This window comes from Bradyrhizobium sp. 160 (assembly GCF_023073735.1).
GTDB lineage: Bacteria > Pseudomonadota > Alphaproteobacteria > Rhizobiales > Xanthobacteraceae > Bradyrhizobium.
The window spans coordinates 184443-200802 of record NZ_JADPKD010000013.1 but is presented as its reverse complement, the minus strand read 5'-3'; the positions used below and the strand labels follow the sequence as shown (position 1 = coordinate 200802).

General features: G+C 63.3%; 13 protein-coding genes and 1 pseudogene. 2 read left to right on the top strand and 12 right to left on the bottom strand.

The features are described from left to right. Nucleotides 1-70 precede the first annotated feature (70 nt). Entirely contained in the window at nt 71-1798 is a 1728-nt protein-coding gene (locus tag IVA98_RS07145; RefSeq protein WP_247280476.1) for a methanol/ethanol family PQQ-dependent dehydrogenase, read from the top strand. A gap of 259 nt (nt 1799-2057) precedes the next feature. Here IVA98_RS07145 and IVA98_RS07140 read toward each other — a convergent pair whose 3' ends face one another. The 7 genes from IVA98_RS07140 to xoxF5 form a co-directional block, all read right to left on the bottom strand. Beyond that, nucleotides 2058-2315 carry a hypothetical protein gene (locus IVA98_RS07140; RefSeq protein ID WP_247280477.1) on the bottom strand — a complete coding sequence of 86 codons (258 nt, stop codon included), beginning with the start codon at nt 2313-2315 and terminating at the stop codon, nt 2058-2060. Between the two features lie 54 nt (nt 2316-2369). Further along, a complete protein-coding gene (locus tag IVA98_RS07135) occupies nt 2370-4682 on the bottom strand; it encodes a xanthine dehydrogenase family protein molybdopterin-binding subunit (protein ID WP_247302118.1) in 2313 nt (770 codons plus the stop codon). A gap of 1 nt (nt 4683) precedes the next feature. Continuing rightward, a complete protein-coding gene (locus tag IVA98_RS07130; protein WP_247302116.1) occupies nt 4684-5136 on the bottom strand; it encodes a (2Fe-2S)-binding protein in 453 nt (150 codons plus the stop codon). 633 nt (nt 5137-5769) lie between these two features. Next, nucleotides 5770-6333, bottom strand: a complete 564-nt coding sequence (gene gfa / locus IVA98_RS07125; protein WP_247280480.1) for an S-(hydroxymethyl)glutathione synthase — start codon at nt 6331-6333, stop codon at nt 5770-5772. A gap of 30 nt (nt 6334-6363) precedes the next feature. Next, nucleotides 6364-7473 (bottom strand): S-(hydroxymethyl)glutathione dehydrogenase/class III alcohol dehydrogenase, encoded by a 1110-nt coding sequence (locus IVA98_RS07120; RefSeq protein WP_247302114.1) that lies wholly within the window; start codon nt 7471-7473, stop codon nt 6364-6366. Nucleotides 7474-7533: 60 nt separating this feature from the next. Next, entirely contained in the window at nt 7534-8025 is a 492-nt protein-coding gene (locus IVA98_RS07115; RefSeq protein WP_247302298.1) for a c-type cytochrome, methanol metabolism-related, read from the bottom strand. A gap of 110 nt (nt 8026-8135) precedes the next feature. Then, nucleotides 8136-9941, bottom strand: a complete 1806-nt coding sequence (gene xoxF5, locus IVA98_RS07110) for a lanthanide-dependent methanol dehydrogenase XoxF5 (RefSeq protein ID WP_247302112.1) — start codon at nt 9939-9941, stop codon at nt 8136-8138. A gap of 510 nt (nt 9942-10451) precedes the next feature. On the opposite strand from xoxF5, the gene IVA98_RS07105 reads away from it, so the two are divergent. Further along, entirely contained in the window at nt 10452-11420 is a 969-nt protein-coding gene (locus IVA98_RS07105; RefSeq protein WP_247354575.1) for a helix-turn-helix domain-containing protein, read from the top strand. Between the two features lie 48 nt (nt 11421-11468). Here the strand turns inward: IVA98_RS07105 and IVA98_RS07100 are convergent. From IVA98_RS07100 to IVA98_RS07080, 5 genes and pseudogenes are all read right to left on the bottom strand, one after another. Further along, nucleotides 11469-11893: pseudogene (locus IVA98_RS07100) on the bottom strand (hypothetical protein). A 130-nt stretch (nt 11894-12023) separates the two neighbouring features. Continuing rightward, entirely contained in the window at nt 12024-13013 is a 990-nt protein-coding gene (locus IVA98_RS07095; RefSeq protein ID WP_247302109.1) for a Bug family tripartite tricarboxylate transporter substrate binding protein, read from the bottom strand. A 200-nt stretch (nt 13014-13213) separates the two neighbouring features. Beyond that, on the bottom strand, nt 13214-14143 hold the full coding sequence (locus tag IVA98_RS07090; RefSeq protein WP_247302106.1) for a substrate-binding periplasmic protein: 930 nt from the start codon (nt 14141-14143) through the stop codon (nt 13214-13216). Beyond that, nucleotides 14140-14496 carry a c-type cytochrome gene (locus tag IVA98_RS07085; protein ID WP_247302104.1) on the bottom strand — a complete coding sequence of 119 codons (357 nt, stop codon included), beginning with the start codon at nt 14494-14496 and terminating at the stop codon, nt 14140-14142. The genes IVA98_RS07090 and IVA98_RS07085 overlap by 4 nt, the downstream gene beginning before the upstream one ends. Nucleotides 14497-14506: 10 nt before the next feature. After that, a complete protein-coding gene (locus IVA98_RS07080; protein WP_247302101.1) occupies nt 14507-16171 on the bottom strand; it encodes a methanol/ethanol family PQQ-dependent dehydrogenase in 1665 nt (554 codons plus the stop codon). Nucleotides 16172-16360 lie beyond the last annotated feature (189 nt).

The window sequence follows — 16360 nt, the reverse complement described above, 5'->3', positions numbered from 1 at the left end:
ATGGGCGGACGACGGGACGAACAACAAGAATTCACAACAAGAATTCAAATGGCTGAAAAGGGGAACGTCCATGACCAGGAAGCAATGGTTACTGTCCGGCTTCGTCGCCTTCACGTGTCTTGCCTCGACCGCCGCTGTATCAGGCCCGATCGAGAATTATTCTCCAGTCACCGCGCAACGGCTGGAAAATCCTGAACCCGGCAACTGGATGCTCTACCGGCGCACCTATGACGGGCACGGCTACAGTCCGCTCGACCAGATCAACGCCTCGAATGTGAAAAACCTCACGCCGGTCTGGACCTTCGCTACGGGCGTGGTCGAAGGCCACGAGGCGCCGCCGATCGTCAACAACGGCGTGATGTTCGTGGCGACCCCGATGGGCCAGGTGATCGCGCTGAACGCGAAGACCGGCGACGAATATTGGCGTTACAAGCGGCAACTCCCCGACGATTTGTTCCAGCTGCATCCGACCAGCCGCGGCGTCGGCCTATGGGAGGACAAGCTCTATCTCGCCACCACCGACGACCACGTCGTCGCGCTCGACGCCAAGACCGGCAAGGTGGTGTGGGACACCAAGGTGCAGGATTACAAGAAGGGCCAGTACATGACCCTGATGCCGCTGATCGTCGAAGGCAAGGTCATCGTCGGCGGCTCCGGCGGCGAGTTCGGTGTGCGCGGCTATGTCGCCGCCTACGATGCCAAGGACGGCAAGGAGCTGTGGCGGACCTACACCATTCCCGGCGAAGGCGAACCCGGTCACGACACTTGGCAGGGCGACGACTGGAAAAACGGCGGCGGCTCGGCCTGGATGACCGGCAATTACGACAAGGAGACCAAGACGATTTACTGGGGTGTAGGCAATGCCGCGCCATGGCCTGGCGAAACCCATCCCGGCGACAATCTCTACACCTCCTCGGTGCTCGCGCTCGATCCCAACACCGGCAAGATCAAGACCTATCACCAGTACCACCAGAACGATTCCTGGGATTGGGACGAGGTCGAGGCGCCGATGCTGATCGACCTGCAGCGCGATGGCCGCAACATCAAGAGCCTGGTCCATCCGGGACGCGACGCGATCTTCTGGGTGCTCGAGCGCACGCCGACCAAGATCAACTACGTCGCCGGCTGGCCGTTCGTCTCCACCGATGTCTGGAAGGGCATCGAACCAGAGAGCGGCAAGCCGATCGTAGATCCCGCGCACAAGCCGGTGATCGGCAAGCGCGTGGAGTTCTGCCCCTCACTGTGGGGCGGCAAGGATTGGCCGTCGGCGGCCTATAGCCAGAAGACCGGCCTCGTCTATGTGCCTGCCAACGAGAATTTCTGCGGCGGGTTCACCGGCGAGAAGGTCGCGCTGAAGCCTGGCGAGCTCTGGCTCGGCACCAAGCCGGAGGATATCGGCCTCAAGACGAAGCCCGGCGCGGATCATTTCGGCGAGCTCCAGGCCTGGGATCCCGCGACGGGCAAGAAGGTGTGGCAGCACAACTTCCCGAAGTCGCAGCTGTTCGGCTCGGTGACGGCGACCGCAGGCGATCTCGTCTTCGTCGGCGGCACAAACGACCGTAACTTCCGCGCCTTCCACGCCAAGACCGGCGAATTGTTATGGGAGCAGAAGACCAACTCCGGCATCATGGGCATGCCGGTCTCCTATGAGATCGACGGCACGCAGTACATCGCGATCCAGTCCGGATGGGGCGTGGACGCTCAGCGCATCCAGGATGCGCTTGCGACCAACAACATCGGCATCGAAGCCAACGTCCCGCAGGGCGGCGTGATCTGGGTGTTCGCGCTCAAGAAATAGCTCCGCGGGCGGATCGAAAAAGCGGAGCAGCGGGGGGGTGGCGAATGCGGCGGACGGCAACGTCCGCCGCATTTTGCATCTTCCTTCTCCCCTTGTGGGAAAAGGTGGCGCGCGAATTGCGCGCGCCGGGATGAGGGGTTCTATTCACGCGCACTCATCGCGAGATTTGCGTGGAGACAAACCCCTCATCCAAGCGAGATCGTGATGGCCAGCGTCGCTGCCCTCTCCGCAAAGGGATCCATGCGCAGCCGTCAGATAACTACTTCCCCTCGCGCTCGACCTTGTCCTTCTCCTTCTGGTTCATCTCCCGAACCTTCGGATCAGGATTGTGTTGCCCCGTGGTCTGGGTGGTCGAGGCGGGCGGGGCGTTGGCGTTGGGAAGCGAGTTCTGGTCCGGCGTGGTGGGGCGCGTCGCTGTTGTCGGCGGGCTGGTGCTGCTCTGGGCGAATGCGCCGGCGCTCGTCAAAAGAAAGGCGCCCGACAGCGAGACTGCGAGCGCCTTTGAGATATTGGTCATCGATCTGCTCCTGTCAGATCGATGGCAACGGTGTGAGCCGTGTTGCGTTCCCCGCTAGGCCTCCAATTGCTTGCCGATCGGAAGCGAGCGGATACGTTTTCCCGTCGCGGCGAAAATCGCATTGATCAGCGCCGGCGCGAACGGCGGAACGCCGGGTTCGCCGACGCCGCTGGGCGGCGTGTCGGGTCCGGGCGGCACGATGTGGACGTTGGTCACTGCGGGAGCTTCGTCGATCCTGACGAGTTGGAAGTCGTCAAAGTTCTTCTGCTGGACCTTGCCGTCCTTGAAGGTGATCTCGCCATATTTGGCAAGGCTCAGCCCCATGATCGCTGCGCCCTCGATCTGCGAGGCGATGCGCTCGGGGTTGACATAGGTGCCGCAATCAATCGCCGTGTCCACCCTTGGCACCGTCAGCTTGCCCTTGTCGTCGACCGCGACCTCGACGATCGTCGCGATGTAGCTGACGAAGCTGCGGTGCGCGGCGATGCCCAGGCCGTGGCCCTTCGGGACCTGACGGCCCCATTCGCCCTTCTCGGCGACCAGCTCGACCACCTTGCGCAGGCGCGCGGTGTCGATCGGGTAGCTGTCCTGGGGCTCGCCATAGTTCCAAAGGTCTTTCACCTCGGGCTTGACGATGCGCGGGCTGCCAATCAGCGCGAGAAGTGTCTCCTTCTGGTCGCGGCCGGTCGCCTGCGCGATCTCGCCGACCATCGATTGCACCGCGAAGGCACGCGGGATGTTCGAGACCGAGCGGAACCAGCCGATGCGGGTATGCGCGGCCGCCTCCGGGTTTTCGCAGGAGATGTTGGCGATCTCGAATGGCATGTCGACAAGGCCCATGCCGATTTCGAACGGCGCCTGGTGCACGGTGCCGGCGGCAAACGTCGAGGCGATGCTGGGTGCCACGCTGCGATGGCGCCAGGCGATCACCTTGCCGCTCTTGTCGAGGCCGGCCTCGATCCGCTCGACCGAGACGGTGTGCAGGAAGCCGTTATGGATGTCATCCTCGCGCGTCCACTGCACCTTGACCGGTGCACCGAGCTCCTTGGAGAGCAGCGCGGCCTCGAGCGCAAAGTCGCATTTCGACTTGCGTCCGAACCCGCCGCCGAGCAGCGTGACATTGACCGTCACGTTCTGCTCGGGAATGTCGAGCGTCTTGGCGACGTCCTCGCGGGTGCCGCCGGGGCTCTGCACCGGCGCCCAGATCTCCGCCTTGTCGCCCTTGACGTCGGCGACCGCCACCGGCGGCTCCATGGCGACATGGGCGAGATGGGGGATGTAGTACTCGCCGACAATGACCTTGTCGGCGCTCTTCAAGGCGGCGTCCGCATCGCCCTCCTTGCGCAGGACGAGGCCGGGCTTGCGCGACGCCTCCTCGAGCTCCTTGCGGTAGGCGACGGAGTCGTATTTGCCGTTGGGACCGTCGTCCCACACGAGCTTGAGCGCGTCGCGGCCCTTGATCGCGGCGCCGGTGTTGCGCGCGATCACGGCGACGCCGCCAAGCGGCTGGAACTTCGACGGCCACGGCCAGCCGCGCACCTGCATCACCTTTTCGACGCCGGGGACCTTCAGCGCCGCGTCGGGATCGAACGAGACCAGCTTGCCGCCGGTCACCGGCGGGCGGGCGATCACGGCATATTTCATGCCGGGCAGCCGCACGTCGGCACCATAAACTGCCTTGCCGGTGGTGATGTCGTGGAGATCGACGATGCCGATCTGACCCTTGCCGAGATAGCGGAAGTCCTTGGGGTCCTTCAGCTTGAGGCCTTCGATGCTCGGCACCGACTCCTTGGCGGCATCGGCGGCGAGCTCGCCGAAGCCGAGCTTGCGGCCGCTGGCGCTGTGGACGATCTCGTGATTGACCGCCTTCACCTCGGTCGCCGGTACGCCCCAGCGCTTCGCCGCGGCCTGCTCCAGCATGGTGCGGGCGGAGGCGCCGATCTGACGCATCGGGATCAAATAATGCCGCGTGCTGCGCGAGCCGTCGGTGTCCTGGTTGCCGTACTTGACCTCGTCGCCATGGGCCTGCTGCACCTTGACCCTGGTCCAATCGGCTTCCATCTCCTCGGCCACGATCAGCGGCAGGCTGGTGCGCACGCCAGTGCCCATTTCCGAACGGTGCCCGACGATGGTGACGATGCCGTCCGGCGCGACCGAAACGAACACGCGCGGATCGACCACGACGCCATGCGGCATCTTTCCGGCACCAGTTTCGTAGGCGAAGGCCTGGCGCGACATCACGGGGGCGGCAAGCACGAAGCCGCCGGTGACACCGAGGCCTTTGAGAATGCTGCGGCGCGAGACTTTCTCGACCCTGACGTGCTTTTCGAAGCCGCGAAGCTTGCGGGGATTGTCGATGAAATTCATGTCACACTCCCGTCGATGCGAGATGGACGGCGTTCTCGATGCGCTGGTAGCAGCCGCAGCGGCAGATGTTGCCGGACATCGCCTCGCGGATCTGGTCGTGCGAGGGTTTTGGGTTGTCCATCAACAGTGCCGCGGCCTGCATAATCTGGCCGGCCTGGCAGAAGCCGCATTGGGGCACGTTGAGCTGGCGCCAGGCCTTCTGCACCGGGTGATCGCCGTTAGTGTGCAGTCCCTCGATCGTCGTGACCTCGCGTCCGGCGACGTCGTTGATCGACGTGATGCAGGCGCGGACGGCCTCCTTGTCGACGATGACGGTGCACGCGCCGCACAGGGCCTGGCCGCAGCCGTATTTGGTGCCGGTCAGTCCGGCTTCGTCACGCAGGAACCAGAGTAGCGGGAGATCCGGGTCGCCGTCCCAGCTCTGTTCCTGGCCGTTGATCTTCACCTTGATCATGATTGTCCCTCGCTCTTCATAAGCATGTTCAATTCAAAACCCATTGACGCCGCCGGAGCGCAATGCCGGTTGCGTCGTGCCGCCGCATCCCGGCCCGTCATCCCGCACGGGCAGATCCCAGCGGGCGGCAGGAATACGAATCGCAATGTCCGGATGTGCTCGATACCTCCCGTTTTGTTCTTAATTGATTGCATTTCGCGCGGCATCGTGACGACGCGATCGTAGCAGAGGTCGCGCCGGCCCGGCGTTCACAGCCGAGTGTTCTCACCGGGAAAAGATTGCATCGATGGTTTGTCAAAAGCAGGGCGCGGCTTGATGCCGCGCGCTTGCGAAACGGGCGCAACCAAAAAAAGCTTCGTCCGCCAGAAGACTGTACGGACGAAGCAGGGTGCCTCAGTCGAGGGAGGGAGAAACGCAAGTACCGCGAATTTCAAACAGGAAGCCGGCGGCCCTGCGCAGTCATTCAGAGACCAGGACTGAGGAGCTGATGGCCCTCACATACGCGTGGTGCAGAAGCGGCGGGATCGCCGTGATGGTCCCGGAAGGGACCGGCCGGCCCGCTGGCGTTGGTGGACGCCAGCGAACCGACAGAAGTCTGGGCGAAGGCGCGGCGGCCCTGCTCAGGCGCCTTGCTTAGGCGGCTTTGGCTTTCGCCACGTGGGTCGCGATCGCGTCCATCAGTGCCGGCGACAGGCAGTCATAGGGCTCCAGTCCGATCTCCTTCAGCCGCGAACGGATGCCCGCCATCTGCTCCGGCTTCACGCCCGATTCGATCACCGAGGAGACGAAGGCGGCGAATTGCGGCGCCTGTGAGCCCTCCTCCTGGAACAGCTCGGGATGGATGAAGTCCAGGCCGTAGAACGGATGGCCCTTGTTCTCGATCCGGCCGTACATGTGGGTGCCGCAGGCCTTGCAGGCATAGCGCTGGATCACCGCGGAGGGATCGACGATCTGGAGCTTGTCGCCGTTCTCGAGCACGGTGACGTTCTGGCGCGGCACCACGGCGACGACCGAGAAGGTCGCGCCCTGCGGCTTCCAGCACTTGGTGCAGCCACAGGCGTGGTTGTGCGCGACGTCGCCCTTGATGCCGACCTTCACCGGCTGGTCCTTGCATTTGCAGACCAGCGTGCCGCCGGCGAAGTTGCCGCTGCCTTGCTTGATGCCGTTGTCGATCAATGGATGGAGTGCAACAGTCATGGGTCGATCCTCCTGGGTGATGGCTGTGAGCTAGAACACGACGACGGAACGGATGGATTTGCCCTCATGCATGAGGTCAAAACCTTTGTTGATCTCTTCGAGCTTGAGCGTGTGGGTGATCATCGGGTCGATCTGGATTTTTCCGTTCATGTACCAGTCGACGATCTTCGGCACGTCGGTGCGGCCGCGCGCGCCGCCGAAAGCGGTGCCGCGCCAGTTGCGCCCCGTGACGAGCTGGAACGGGCGGGTGGCAATCTCCTTGCCCGCTTCGGCGACGCCGATGATGATCGAGGTACCCCAGCCGCGATGGCAGGCTTCCAGTGCCTGGCGCATCACCGTGGTGTTGCCGGTGCAGTCGAAGGTGTAGTCGGCGCCGCCGTCGGTGAGGCCGACGAGGTGCTGGACGATGTCGCCGGTGACCTTCTTCGGGTTGACGAAGTGGGTCATGCCGAAGCGGCGGCCCCAATCTTCCTTGGAATCGTTGATGTCGACACCGATGATCTTGTCGGCGCCGGCCATCTTGGCGCCCTGGATCACGTTGAGGCCGATACCGCCGAGTCCGAACACGACCACGTTGGCGCCCGGCTCGACCTTCGCAGTGTTGACGACGGCACCGACGCCGGTCGTCACACCGCAGCCGATGTAGCAGCTCTTGTCGAACGGCGCGTCCTCGCGAATCTTGGCGACGGCGATTTCGGGCAGCACGGTGAAGTTCGAGAAGGTCGAGCAGCCCATGTAATGGTAGATCGGCTTGCCCTTGTAGGAGAAGCGGCTGGTGCCGTCGGGCATCACGCCCTTGCCCTGCGTCGCGCGGATCGCGCTGCAGAGATTGGTCTTCTGGCTGAGGCAGCTTTTGCACTGCCGGCATTCCGGCGTGTAGAGCGGGATGACGTGGTCGCCCGGCTTCACCGAGGTCACGCCGGGACCGATCTCGCGGATAATGCCGGCGCCCTCATGGCCGAGGATCGACGGGAAGATTCCTTCGCTGTCGAAGCCGTCGAGCGTGTAGGCGTCGGTATGGCAGATGCCGGTAGCCTTGATCTCGACCAGGACTTCGCCGGCCTTTGGTCCCTCCAGGTCGACCTCGACGATCTCGAGCGGCTTCTTGGCTTCGAAAGCGACGGCGGCACGTGTCTTCATCGTAAACTCCTCAAATCCTCGTAGGACGCCAGGAAGTCGTCTTGGCAATCCTGGCAACGTTCATTTCTTGCCCATGCAGGCATCTTCCGCCTTGGTGTAGGCGTCCGTTTTCTCTTCCTTCTTGGCGGGACGCTGGCGGCCCCATGCTTCGGTGGAGCGGGCGCGCAGATAGACGTAGAGATCGTCCATGTAGCAAGCGACGTTCGGGTTGTCGCCGAAGGCCGGCATGACGTTCTCCTGCGCCGTCGAGATGTTCTTGCGGCCGGAGGCGATCACGCCGAGAAAGTCGCCATAGCTCATCGACTTGACGGAATCCTTCAGCGCCGGTGCGTAGGTGGATCCCATCCCGTCCGGCCCGTGGCACACGTGGCAGTCTGAATGATAGCGGCGGTATCCGGAATAGGTGAACCAGTCCACGGTGCCGTCGGCTGAAATCTTGTAAGTCGGGTTTCCTTCTTTATCGAGCCACTTCCCGTCGTCTTCCTTCTTCACCGCGGTCGGGTCACCCGGACCTTCCGCGACCGCAGCTCCTCCGGACACAACGAAGATCATCACAGCAATGACAGAGCAGATTTTACGCAAGAGATTGTCCTCGAAGGCGTTCGGTGGAGACGAGCCGGCGCGTGGAGTTGATCCACGCGCCGGAGCGATGCTGAGCGGGCCTAGTTCGGCAGCGCGAACACGGTCAGCGTGCCGCCGAGCGCCGTGTAGTTGCTGAGAGCCGCGTAGCCACCGACGGCGCCGAGACCGGCGGTCGGATCGGTCAGACCTGCCGCCAGGCCGATGCCGGCCCAGCCACCCACGCCGGAGAGCACGGCAACGTACTGCTTGCCATTGTTCTCATAGGTGGTGACGTTGCCGATGATGCCGGAGGGAGTCTTGAACTTGTAGAGCTCCTTGCCGGTCTTGGCATCGACCGCCTTCAGGTAGCCTTCGAGCGTGCCGTAGAACACCACGCCGCCGGCGGTTGCGAGTGCGCCCGACCAGACCGAGAACTGCTCCTTGTTCGACCAGACGATCTTGCCGGTCTTGCCGTCCCAGGCGATGAAGTTGCCCATGTGGCTTTCACCCTGCGGCGGATACATCGAGAGCGTCGCACCCACATAGGGCTGGCCCGCGGTGTAGCTCACCTTGAACGGTTCGTAATCCATGCAGACGTGGTTGGTCGGAACGTAGAACAGCTGCGTGTCGGGCGAGTAAGCTGCCGGCTGCTCGTCCTTGGTGCCGAGCGCGGCCGGGCAGATGCCCTTCACGTTGACGTCCTCGCCCGCCTTGTCGGTCGAAGCTGCGTCGAGCACCTTCGGGCGGCCATAGGTCGGCGAGCTCTTGTTCATGTCGACGCCGGAGGTCCAGTTCACCTTCGGATCGTACTTTTCGGCGACCAGCAGTTCGCCGTTCTCTCGGTCCATGGTGTAGGCGAGACCGTTGCGGTCGAAATGGGTCAGGAGCTTGCGAGGCTGCCCATTGATCTGCTGATCCGTGAGGATCATCTCGTTGACGCCGTCATAGTCCCACTCGTCGTGGGGCGTCATCTGATAGACCCACTTGGCCATACCGGTGTCCGCGTCGCGCGCGAAAATGGTCATGGACCATTTGTTGTCGCCCGGACGCTGCTTCGGATTCCAGGTCGAGGGGTTGCCCGACCCGTAATAGACCATGTTCAGAGCGGGATCGTAGGAGATCCAGCCCCAGGTGCAGCCGCCGCCGATCTTCCACTGATCGCCTTGCCAGGTTTTCAAGCTGGAGTCCGGTCCGACCGGCTTGCCCAGCGACGTCGTCTTGGCCGGATCGAACTTGATCTGGTCATCCGGACCTTCGGAGTAGGCGCGCCAGACCTGCTTGCCGCTCTTGAGATCGTAGGCGGTGACGTGGCACTGCACGCCGAACTCGCCGCCGGAGATGCCGACCAGAACCTTGTCCTTGACCACCAGCGCGGCCGATGTGCCGGTCTCGCCCTTCGCAGGATTGCCGTTGGTCGCCGACCAAGCCACCTGGCCGGTCTTGGCGTCGAGCGCCACGAGAGTGGTGTCGGCCTGATGCAGGATGATCTTGCCGTCGCCGTAAGACAGGCCGCGATTGACGGTGTCGCAGCACATCACCGGGATGACATTCGGATCCTGCTTCGGCTCGTACTTCCAGACGATTTTGTTCTCGTTCGAAAGGTCAATAGCGTAGACCTTGTTCGGGAACGGGGTGTGGACGTACATCATGTTGCCGATGATCAGCGGCCCGCCTTCGTGGCCACGCAGCACGCCCGTCGAGAAGGTCCAGGCCACCTGGAGCTTGCCGACGTTCTGTGCGTTGATCTGGTTCAGCTTGGAATAGCGGGTATTGGCATAGTCGCCCGCGGGCATCACCCAGTCTTTCGGGTTCTGCGACATCTTGATCAGCTCGTCATTGGCTGAGGCGCTGCCGACGGCGAGAGCCGCCGCGGAGCCAAGATAGGTCGCCAGTAGCACCTTGCGCATAGTTAATTCCTCCGTTGGTCGTTTATTGTTTCCGAAGCATTGCTCAATCACCGGGCTTTTCGTCCGGCGTCTGCTCGTGCAGGGCGGTCACGATCGAGACCAGAAACGATGCTGTGCTGTTTCCTCCTCCTGATGAGAGCCACGGGTCCGCGTGCAGGAGCGGCCCGTTCTTGTTGTTCCTGCCGCAATCCCTAACGACTTCGTCAACGGGAAACTTGCCCAAGAGAGAAGCCGGTTTGCTCGACAGCGCACGGGCGCGAAGATTTTGATTTTGCAGTAGCGAATTCAGCGGTTTCCGCGCGGGCCCGCGCCGCGGTCTGCGCCTAGGTTCCCCTTGACGGCGCTGCAACTAAGGCGGAGGATTAAGTTTCAAAGGTGGCAATGGAACGGAGGTGCAGTTCCAATAGACCGCCCAAGTTTGAGGTAAACGTCACGCAATCACGGCTGAGGGCTCCGCAGCGCTGGTCGCGATTCGCGTCGAATCTCCGGATCAAACCAGTGGCTGGATCAATGTCCGACACCATTCACACGCTCTCGACGACGGGGCTCACGCCGAAGCGGCAGATCCAGAGCTGGATCGATGGTCTGACGAGCCTGTGCGGCCATTTCGACGTCGATCCGCTGGAGGCGTCCTCGCTTGAAGGTCGCATCGACTACACCACCGTCTCGCGCCTGAAGCTCTGCCAGATCGAGGTGAGCCAGCATCGCATCGCGCATACGCTGGCGCGTGCCAAGGCCAATGAACACCCCTACATCAAGATCCACTTCCAAACCTACGGCGTGTCTTATTTCGAGCAAGAAGGCCGCCACATCGAAATCAACCCGGGCGACATCATCGCCTACGACGTCTCCTGCCCGCATTCGATCATCAGCCCGGCCTTCACGCGCCACGACGTGGTGATTGTGCCCAAGGCACTGCTGCGCGACCGCGGCTTTCCCTCGCAGCGGATGCCGGCGTGCAAATTGTCGGCGAAGACCGGGACGGGGCGGATCGCCCATGATTTCGTTCACGCGACTTTCGACGAGGCGGCAAAGCTGTCGGCGAACAGCGCGGTTGGCGTTGCAGATTCACTGATCGACCTCCTGCTGCTACCGCTGCGCGAGGCCGACACGATGTTGGACCGTGTCGGGCCGGAGGCGATGTATGTGCGGGCTCAGTTCTTCATCCGCGAGCACTTGCGCGATCCGGATCTGTGCATCGACCAGATCTCAGCCGAGCTCGGCTGCTCCAAGCGCTATCTGCACATGCTGTTCTCCGAGCGCGGCACCACGGTGAGCGACTACATCTGGCAGGCCCGCCTGCAGAACTGCCGTCAGGAGCTCGAGGCCCACGCCGGCAAGACCATCACAGACGTTGCGTTCTCCTGGGGCTTCTCCAGCTCATCGCATTTCAGCCGCGTGTTCCGGAAATACTTTGGCGTGGTGCCGTCCTCGATCCACAAGGCGCAGCATGGCACCGCGAGTTCGGGCGAGCATTAGGCGCGCTGCGGCCGTCGCCGGCAATGTTGTGCCGTGATGCGACGTCGGTCAAGCCGACACGGCGATATAGGGAATGCTGGCCAGCAGAACGGCAAGCAGCACCGCGTTCGCCAGCATTCCGCTCCAATGCAGCCGGCGCAGCGACGCGGGGCCTCGGTATCGCCGGCTTCCGTCGCGCTTAGCTGATCGTCCATCCGTTGCAGGAACCAGCGACGTCCCCACATCGCCAAGGTTGCAAGCAGACCAACGCCCCCCGCGGCGACCAGGCGACCGTCGAGCAGGAAAGCTATCGTTCCGATGATTCCGGCAACACGCATCACCAGAAAGTGGGCATTGAACATTCCGCGCAGCAGCTGGGCGACGGGCGCAATATCCAGCTTCACCAGCAGGAAGGCGGGCGAAGCCAACGTGAAATAGCCCATCGGAAAGAGCAGGATGATCATGACAGCTACGGCGACGCCATCCGGTGTCATAGGATCGGCCCTTCTCGTTGGCGCCGGCGAGCTGGCGCCGCACAATCATAGCGCGAAAGTGCATTTCCGACACTAGCTAGGCTTTGGTCGGACGCCAGCGCCGTGAGCGCGACCGCGCCTTGCCTCCGATTCAGGCCGGCTCGAGGCCGAGCGACTTTGCGCTCTCGATCCAGACCGGCAATTCGCGCTGATACAGCGCATTGGTTTCCTTGAATCCGAGGGCCGGTTCGAGCACGAAGGTCGCGAGAACCTCCTTCACCTTCGGATCCTTGTTGGCCGCGACGCAGAGCTCGGCTAGCCGGTCGACGACCGGCTGCGGTGTCGCCTTCGGCACCGCCCAGCCGGTGAAGCCGCTCACGGTGAAGAATTTCGACGTCGCGCCCTGTTCGGGGAGCGTCTTCACGGTCGGGATCGCGTCGACCTTCTTCGAATGCACCGCGAACACGGTGCCGCGGTCGCTTTGCAGGACCGATTGCGCCGCCGTATAGCTGCCCATCGCGGCATCGAGCGTGCCTTCCAGCATGCCGGTCCACATCGGGGCTTCGCCGCGGTAGTGCACCGGCTCGATGGAGAGACCGTATTGCTTGTTGAGCTCGTTGATCGTCATGTGCGGGGCCGATCCCGCGCTGTAGGTGCCGAAATTCACCTTGCCGCTCTTGCGCGCGAAGGCGGCGAAATCCTCCAACGTCTTGACGCCGGTTTTGGGGTTCGCGACCAGCAACAGGCCGGCGCCGGGAATCACGCTGACGAGGGTCAGATCCCTGTCCATGTCGTAGCCGGGATTCTTCATCACCACCCGGTTCATGATGTAGGTGGTCGAGATCGAGCATAGCACGGTGTGGCCGTCGGGCTCGGCGCGGGCGACCTCCGCCGTGCCGATTGCGCCGGAGGCGCCGGGCTTGTTCTCGATGACGACGGTCTTGCCGATCTGCTTGGCGATGAATTCGCCATAGGCGCGCGCCAGCAGGTCGGTCTGTCCGCCGGCGGGATAGCTGCAAATCATGCGAATCTGCCGCGACGGCCATGCAGCTTGCGCCGAGGCGCCGCGCGAGACGAAAGGCATCGCGAATGCGCTGGCGCCGGCGGCGACGAAGTGGCGGCGATCGAGCTTTGCGGACATGATTCCCTCCAGCATTTTCATCGAGGGTACTGCATCGGGTCGTCTCTGCCATCCGCGACAGCCGAGACAGATTGGCGCATTGGTCGCATCACCAGTCGTTCCTGGATGCGAGCGCGGCTCGCCGGCCTGGCATCCATCGGGCTGCACTGCCGAGAGATGGATTGCGGGCCCGCCGTTCGGACGCCCGGAATGACGGGCAATCACCGCTGAATGATCTTCATCCAGACATCGCCGAGGATCGCAGGCTCGCGCGGCGGCAGATAGGTGAGGCCGGCCTGCTTGCCGAATTCGGCGATCTTGCCTTCGGCAGCAAGCTGGCCAAGCGCCGTGTTGACGGCCTCGATCAGCGCGGGATTGCCGGCAAGCCCGACATAGCCGCGATTGACGCCGATCGGATAATAGTAGCCGGATGCGGTGAGCGCCGTATCGGGGTGCGCGGCCCGATGGGCGTCGAAGCGCGCAAGGTCGATCAGCGTCGCATCATGATCGCCACGCTGGAGCGCGCCGAGCAGGTCGTCGCGGCCGGGCACGAGATGGGTAATATTGTCGATCAGGCGCCCCTTGTCGAAGGTCATCAGGATGGCATCGCCGAGCGAGCCGCTTTCGATCACGAGGCGAAGGCCGGCAAGATCGCCAATGTCGCCGATCTTGCGGCCCTTCGCCTTCGGCCCGAGCACCACCGTCATCGGCGAATAGAGGTAGGGCCGGCTCGGCGCGAGCACGCCGATCGCGACGCGGCGGCGCCGGTCGTCACGCGTGGCGCCGGCGAAATCCGGCAGACGCGCCGTCTTCATGCCGGGCTTGACGAGCGAGTCCTGCGTCAGTGCGTAGCCGCCGACCAGTGCGCAGCGCCCGTCCGAGAGCAGCGCATTGGCCTCGAGCTGTGGGCTGGAATCCTCATCGAGCTTGCTCTCGAACCACTGGATCGTGAGCGGCCGTCTCAGCCGTTCCGCGATCGCCTGCGCCAGCAGCACGTCGAAGCCCGCATCCGGCTTGCCCTTTTGATGCACCGAGAGCGGCGGCCGGTCCTCGTCGAGACAGACCTTCAGCGGATCCTCCGCCGCGTGCGCGACCGTAGGCGCCGCGGCGAGGATCGCGGCAACGCTCCACGCGGCAAGCCGGCCCCTCATGGCTTCCTCCGGCTCGAGATGAAGGCCCAGAGGTCTCCGATCTGGTCGTCGCTGAGGATGTCGCCCCAGGGCGGCATCTTGTTGTTCTTGCCATTCTTCACCGTGGTGACGAAGCGCGTCTTGTCGTCGGGAATGGTGCGCAGGTCCGGCGTAATGGTGCCGGAGTTCATCAGGTTCGGGCCGTGGCAGTGCGAGCATTTTTCCGCATAGGTCGACTTGCCATGGTCGATCTGCGCCTGCAGCGGATTGCCGGTTGCATCGTCCGCGGCGCGAACGGTCGCCGCAAGCGCGACCGTCAACACCGCGACGGCGGCGAACATCGCCGCCGTCTTGTGAGATATCTGCTTCAGCATCGTGTCGTGGTTATTGCTTGACCGCAAAAACCCATAGCGAGCCGCCGGGCGGAATCTGGGCCAGTCGTTCGTCGCCGGAAAACAGCGAGTAGACGCCGCCATAGCCGCTTGTCACTGCGACGTACTGCACGCCGTCCTGCTGCCAGGTCACGGGCTGCCCCTCGATGCCGGAGCCGGTCTGGAACTGCCAGAGCTTCTTGCCGGTGTCGGCATCGAAGGCCTCGAACTCGCCGGTCAGCGCGCCCGTGAACACGACGCCACCTGCGGTCGACAGCACGCCGGAGAAGCGCGGGATGTCGACAGGTGCCTCCCATTTCGCCTTGCCGGTCAGGGGATCGATCGCTTTGAGATGGCCGCGCGGGCCGTCTCCGTACTCCCAGAGATCGGTCAGATCCATGCCGAGATACCATTCACCCTGCTTGAAGGTGACGGGCTCGGTCTTGTACCTGCCGCCGAAGGCGAGCGTGTTGGCATAGGCCAGGCCGGTCTGCGGATTGAACGACATCGGCTCCCAGTTCTTGCCGCCGAGGATCGACGGATAGACGGTGACCTTCTTGCCCTCGCGCGCGTCCTTCGAAATGTCGGTCTCGATCGGACGTCCGGTCTTCATATCGATTCCGGTGGCCCAGTTGACCTTCACGTAGGGGTTGGCCGCGAGCAGCTTGCCGTTGGTGCGGTCGAGCACGTAGAAGAAGCCGTTGCGGTTGGCGTCCATCAGCACCTTGGTCGGCTTGCCCTCGATGTTCATGTCGGCGAGCACCATCTCGGCCACGCTGTCATAGTCGAACGGATTGTTCGGCGAGAACTGATAGTGCCACTTGATCTTGCCGGTCTTGGGATCCATCGCCAGCACGGAGCAGGTGTAGAGATTGTCGCCGGGGCGGACCGCCGAATTGAACGGGCCGGGATTGCCTATGCCCCAATAGACGGTGTTCAGCTCGGGATCGTAGGACCCCGTGATCCAGGTCGAGCCGCCGCCGAGCTTCCAGGTGTCGCCCTTCCAAGTGTCGCCGCCGGGCTCGTCAGGGGAAGGGATCGAATGGGTGCGCCAGAGATGCTTGCCCGTCGCCGGATCCCAGCCGTCGATGAAGCCGCGCGTGCCGAATTCTGCGCCCGAGATGCCGGTGATGACGACGCCGTCGGCGACCAGCGGAGCCACAGTCATCGAATAGCCTTCCTTGATGTCGGCGGCCTTCTGCCGCCACAACTCCTTGCCGGTCTTGGCGTCCAGCGCGATCACGTTGGCGTCGAGGGTGGTGCGGTATACTTTGCCGTCGTAGAGCGCGGCGCCGCGATTGATGATGCCGCAGCAGACGATGCGCGGCGTCTCGGCGGGATACTCGACCTTGGTTTTCCAGATCTGCTTGCCGGTCTTGGCGTCCACCGCCATGGTCGCATTGTGCGAGGTCACGTAGATCACGCCCTGGTACACCAGCGGCTGCGATTCCTCGCTGCGATCATCGTTGAAAGAGTAGTTCCAGACCGGGACGAGGTTCTTGACGGTGTCCTTATTGATCTGGTTCAGCGTCGAGAAACGCTGCAGATTGTAGCCCATCCCGTAATTGAGAACATTCGATGTATCGGTCGCGCCCTTGACCAGTTGCTCGGTGGTCTGTGCGCTTGCACAAGTCGATGCAAGCATGACGAGGCTCGCGGCCATCGCAAAGCGTTTCATCCGTTCCTCCCAATGTGCGCGCCTTTTGACGCTGCAGGAGCAACACTCCGCCCGAATACAAAACGCGTCAATACGAAAGTCGCAAGTCCGGCGCCGATATGCTGGCGCCGGATGCCGGTGACCTGACGGAGACCTGACAGCTCAGCCCCCCACTTGTGCGCAGACGCTGGAAAAATTCCGCGACGCGAA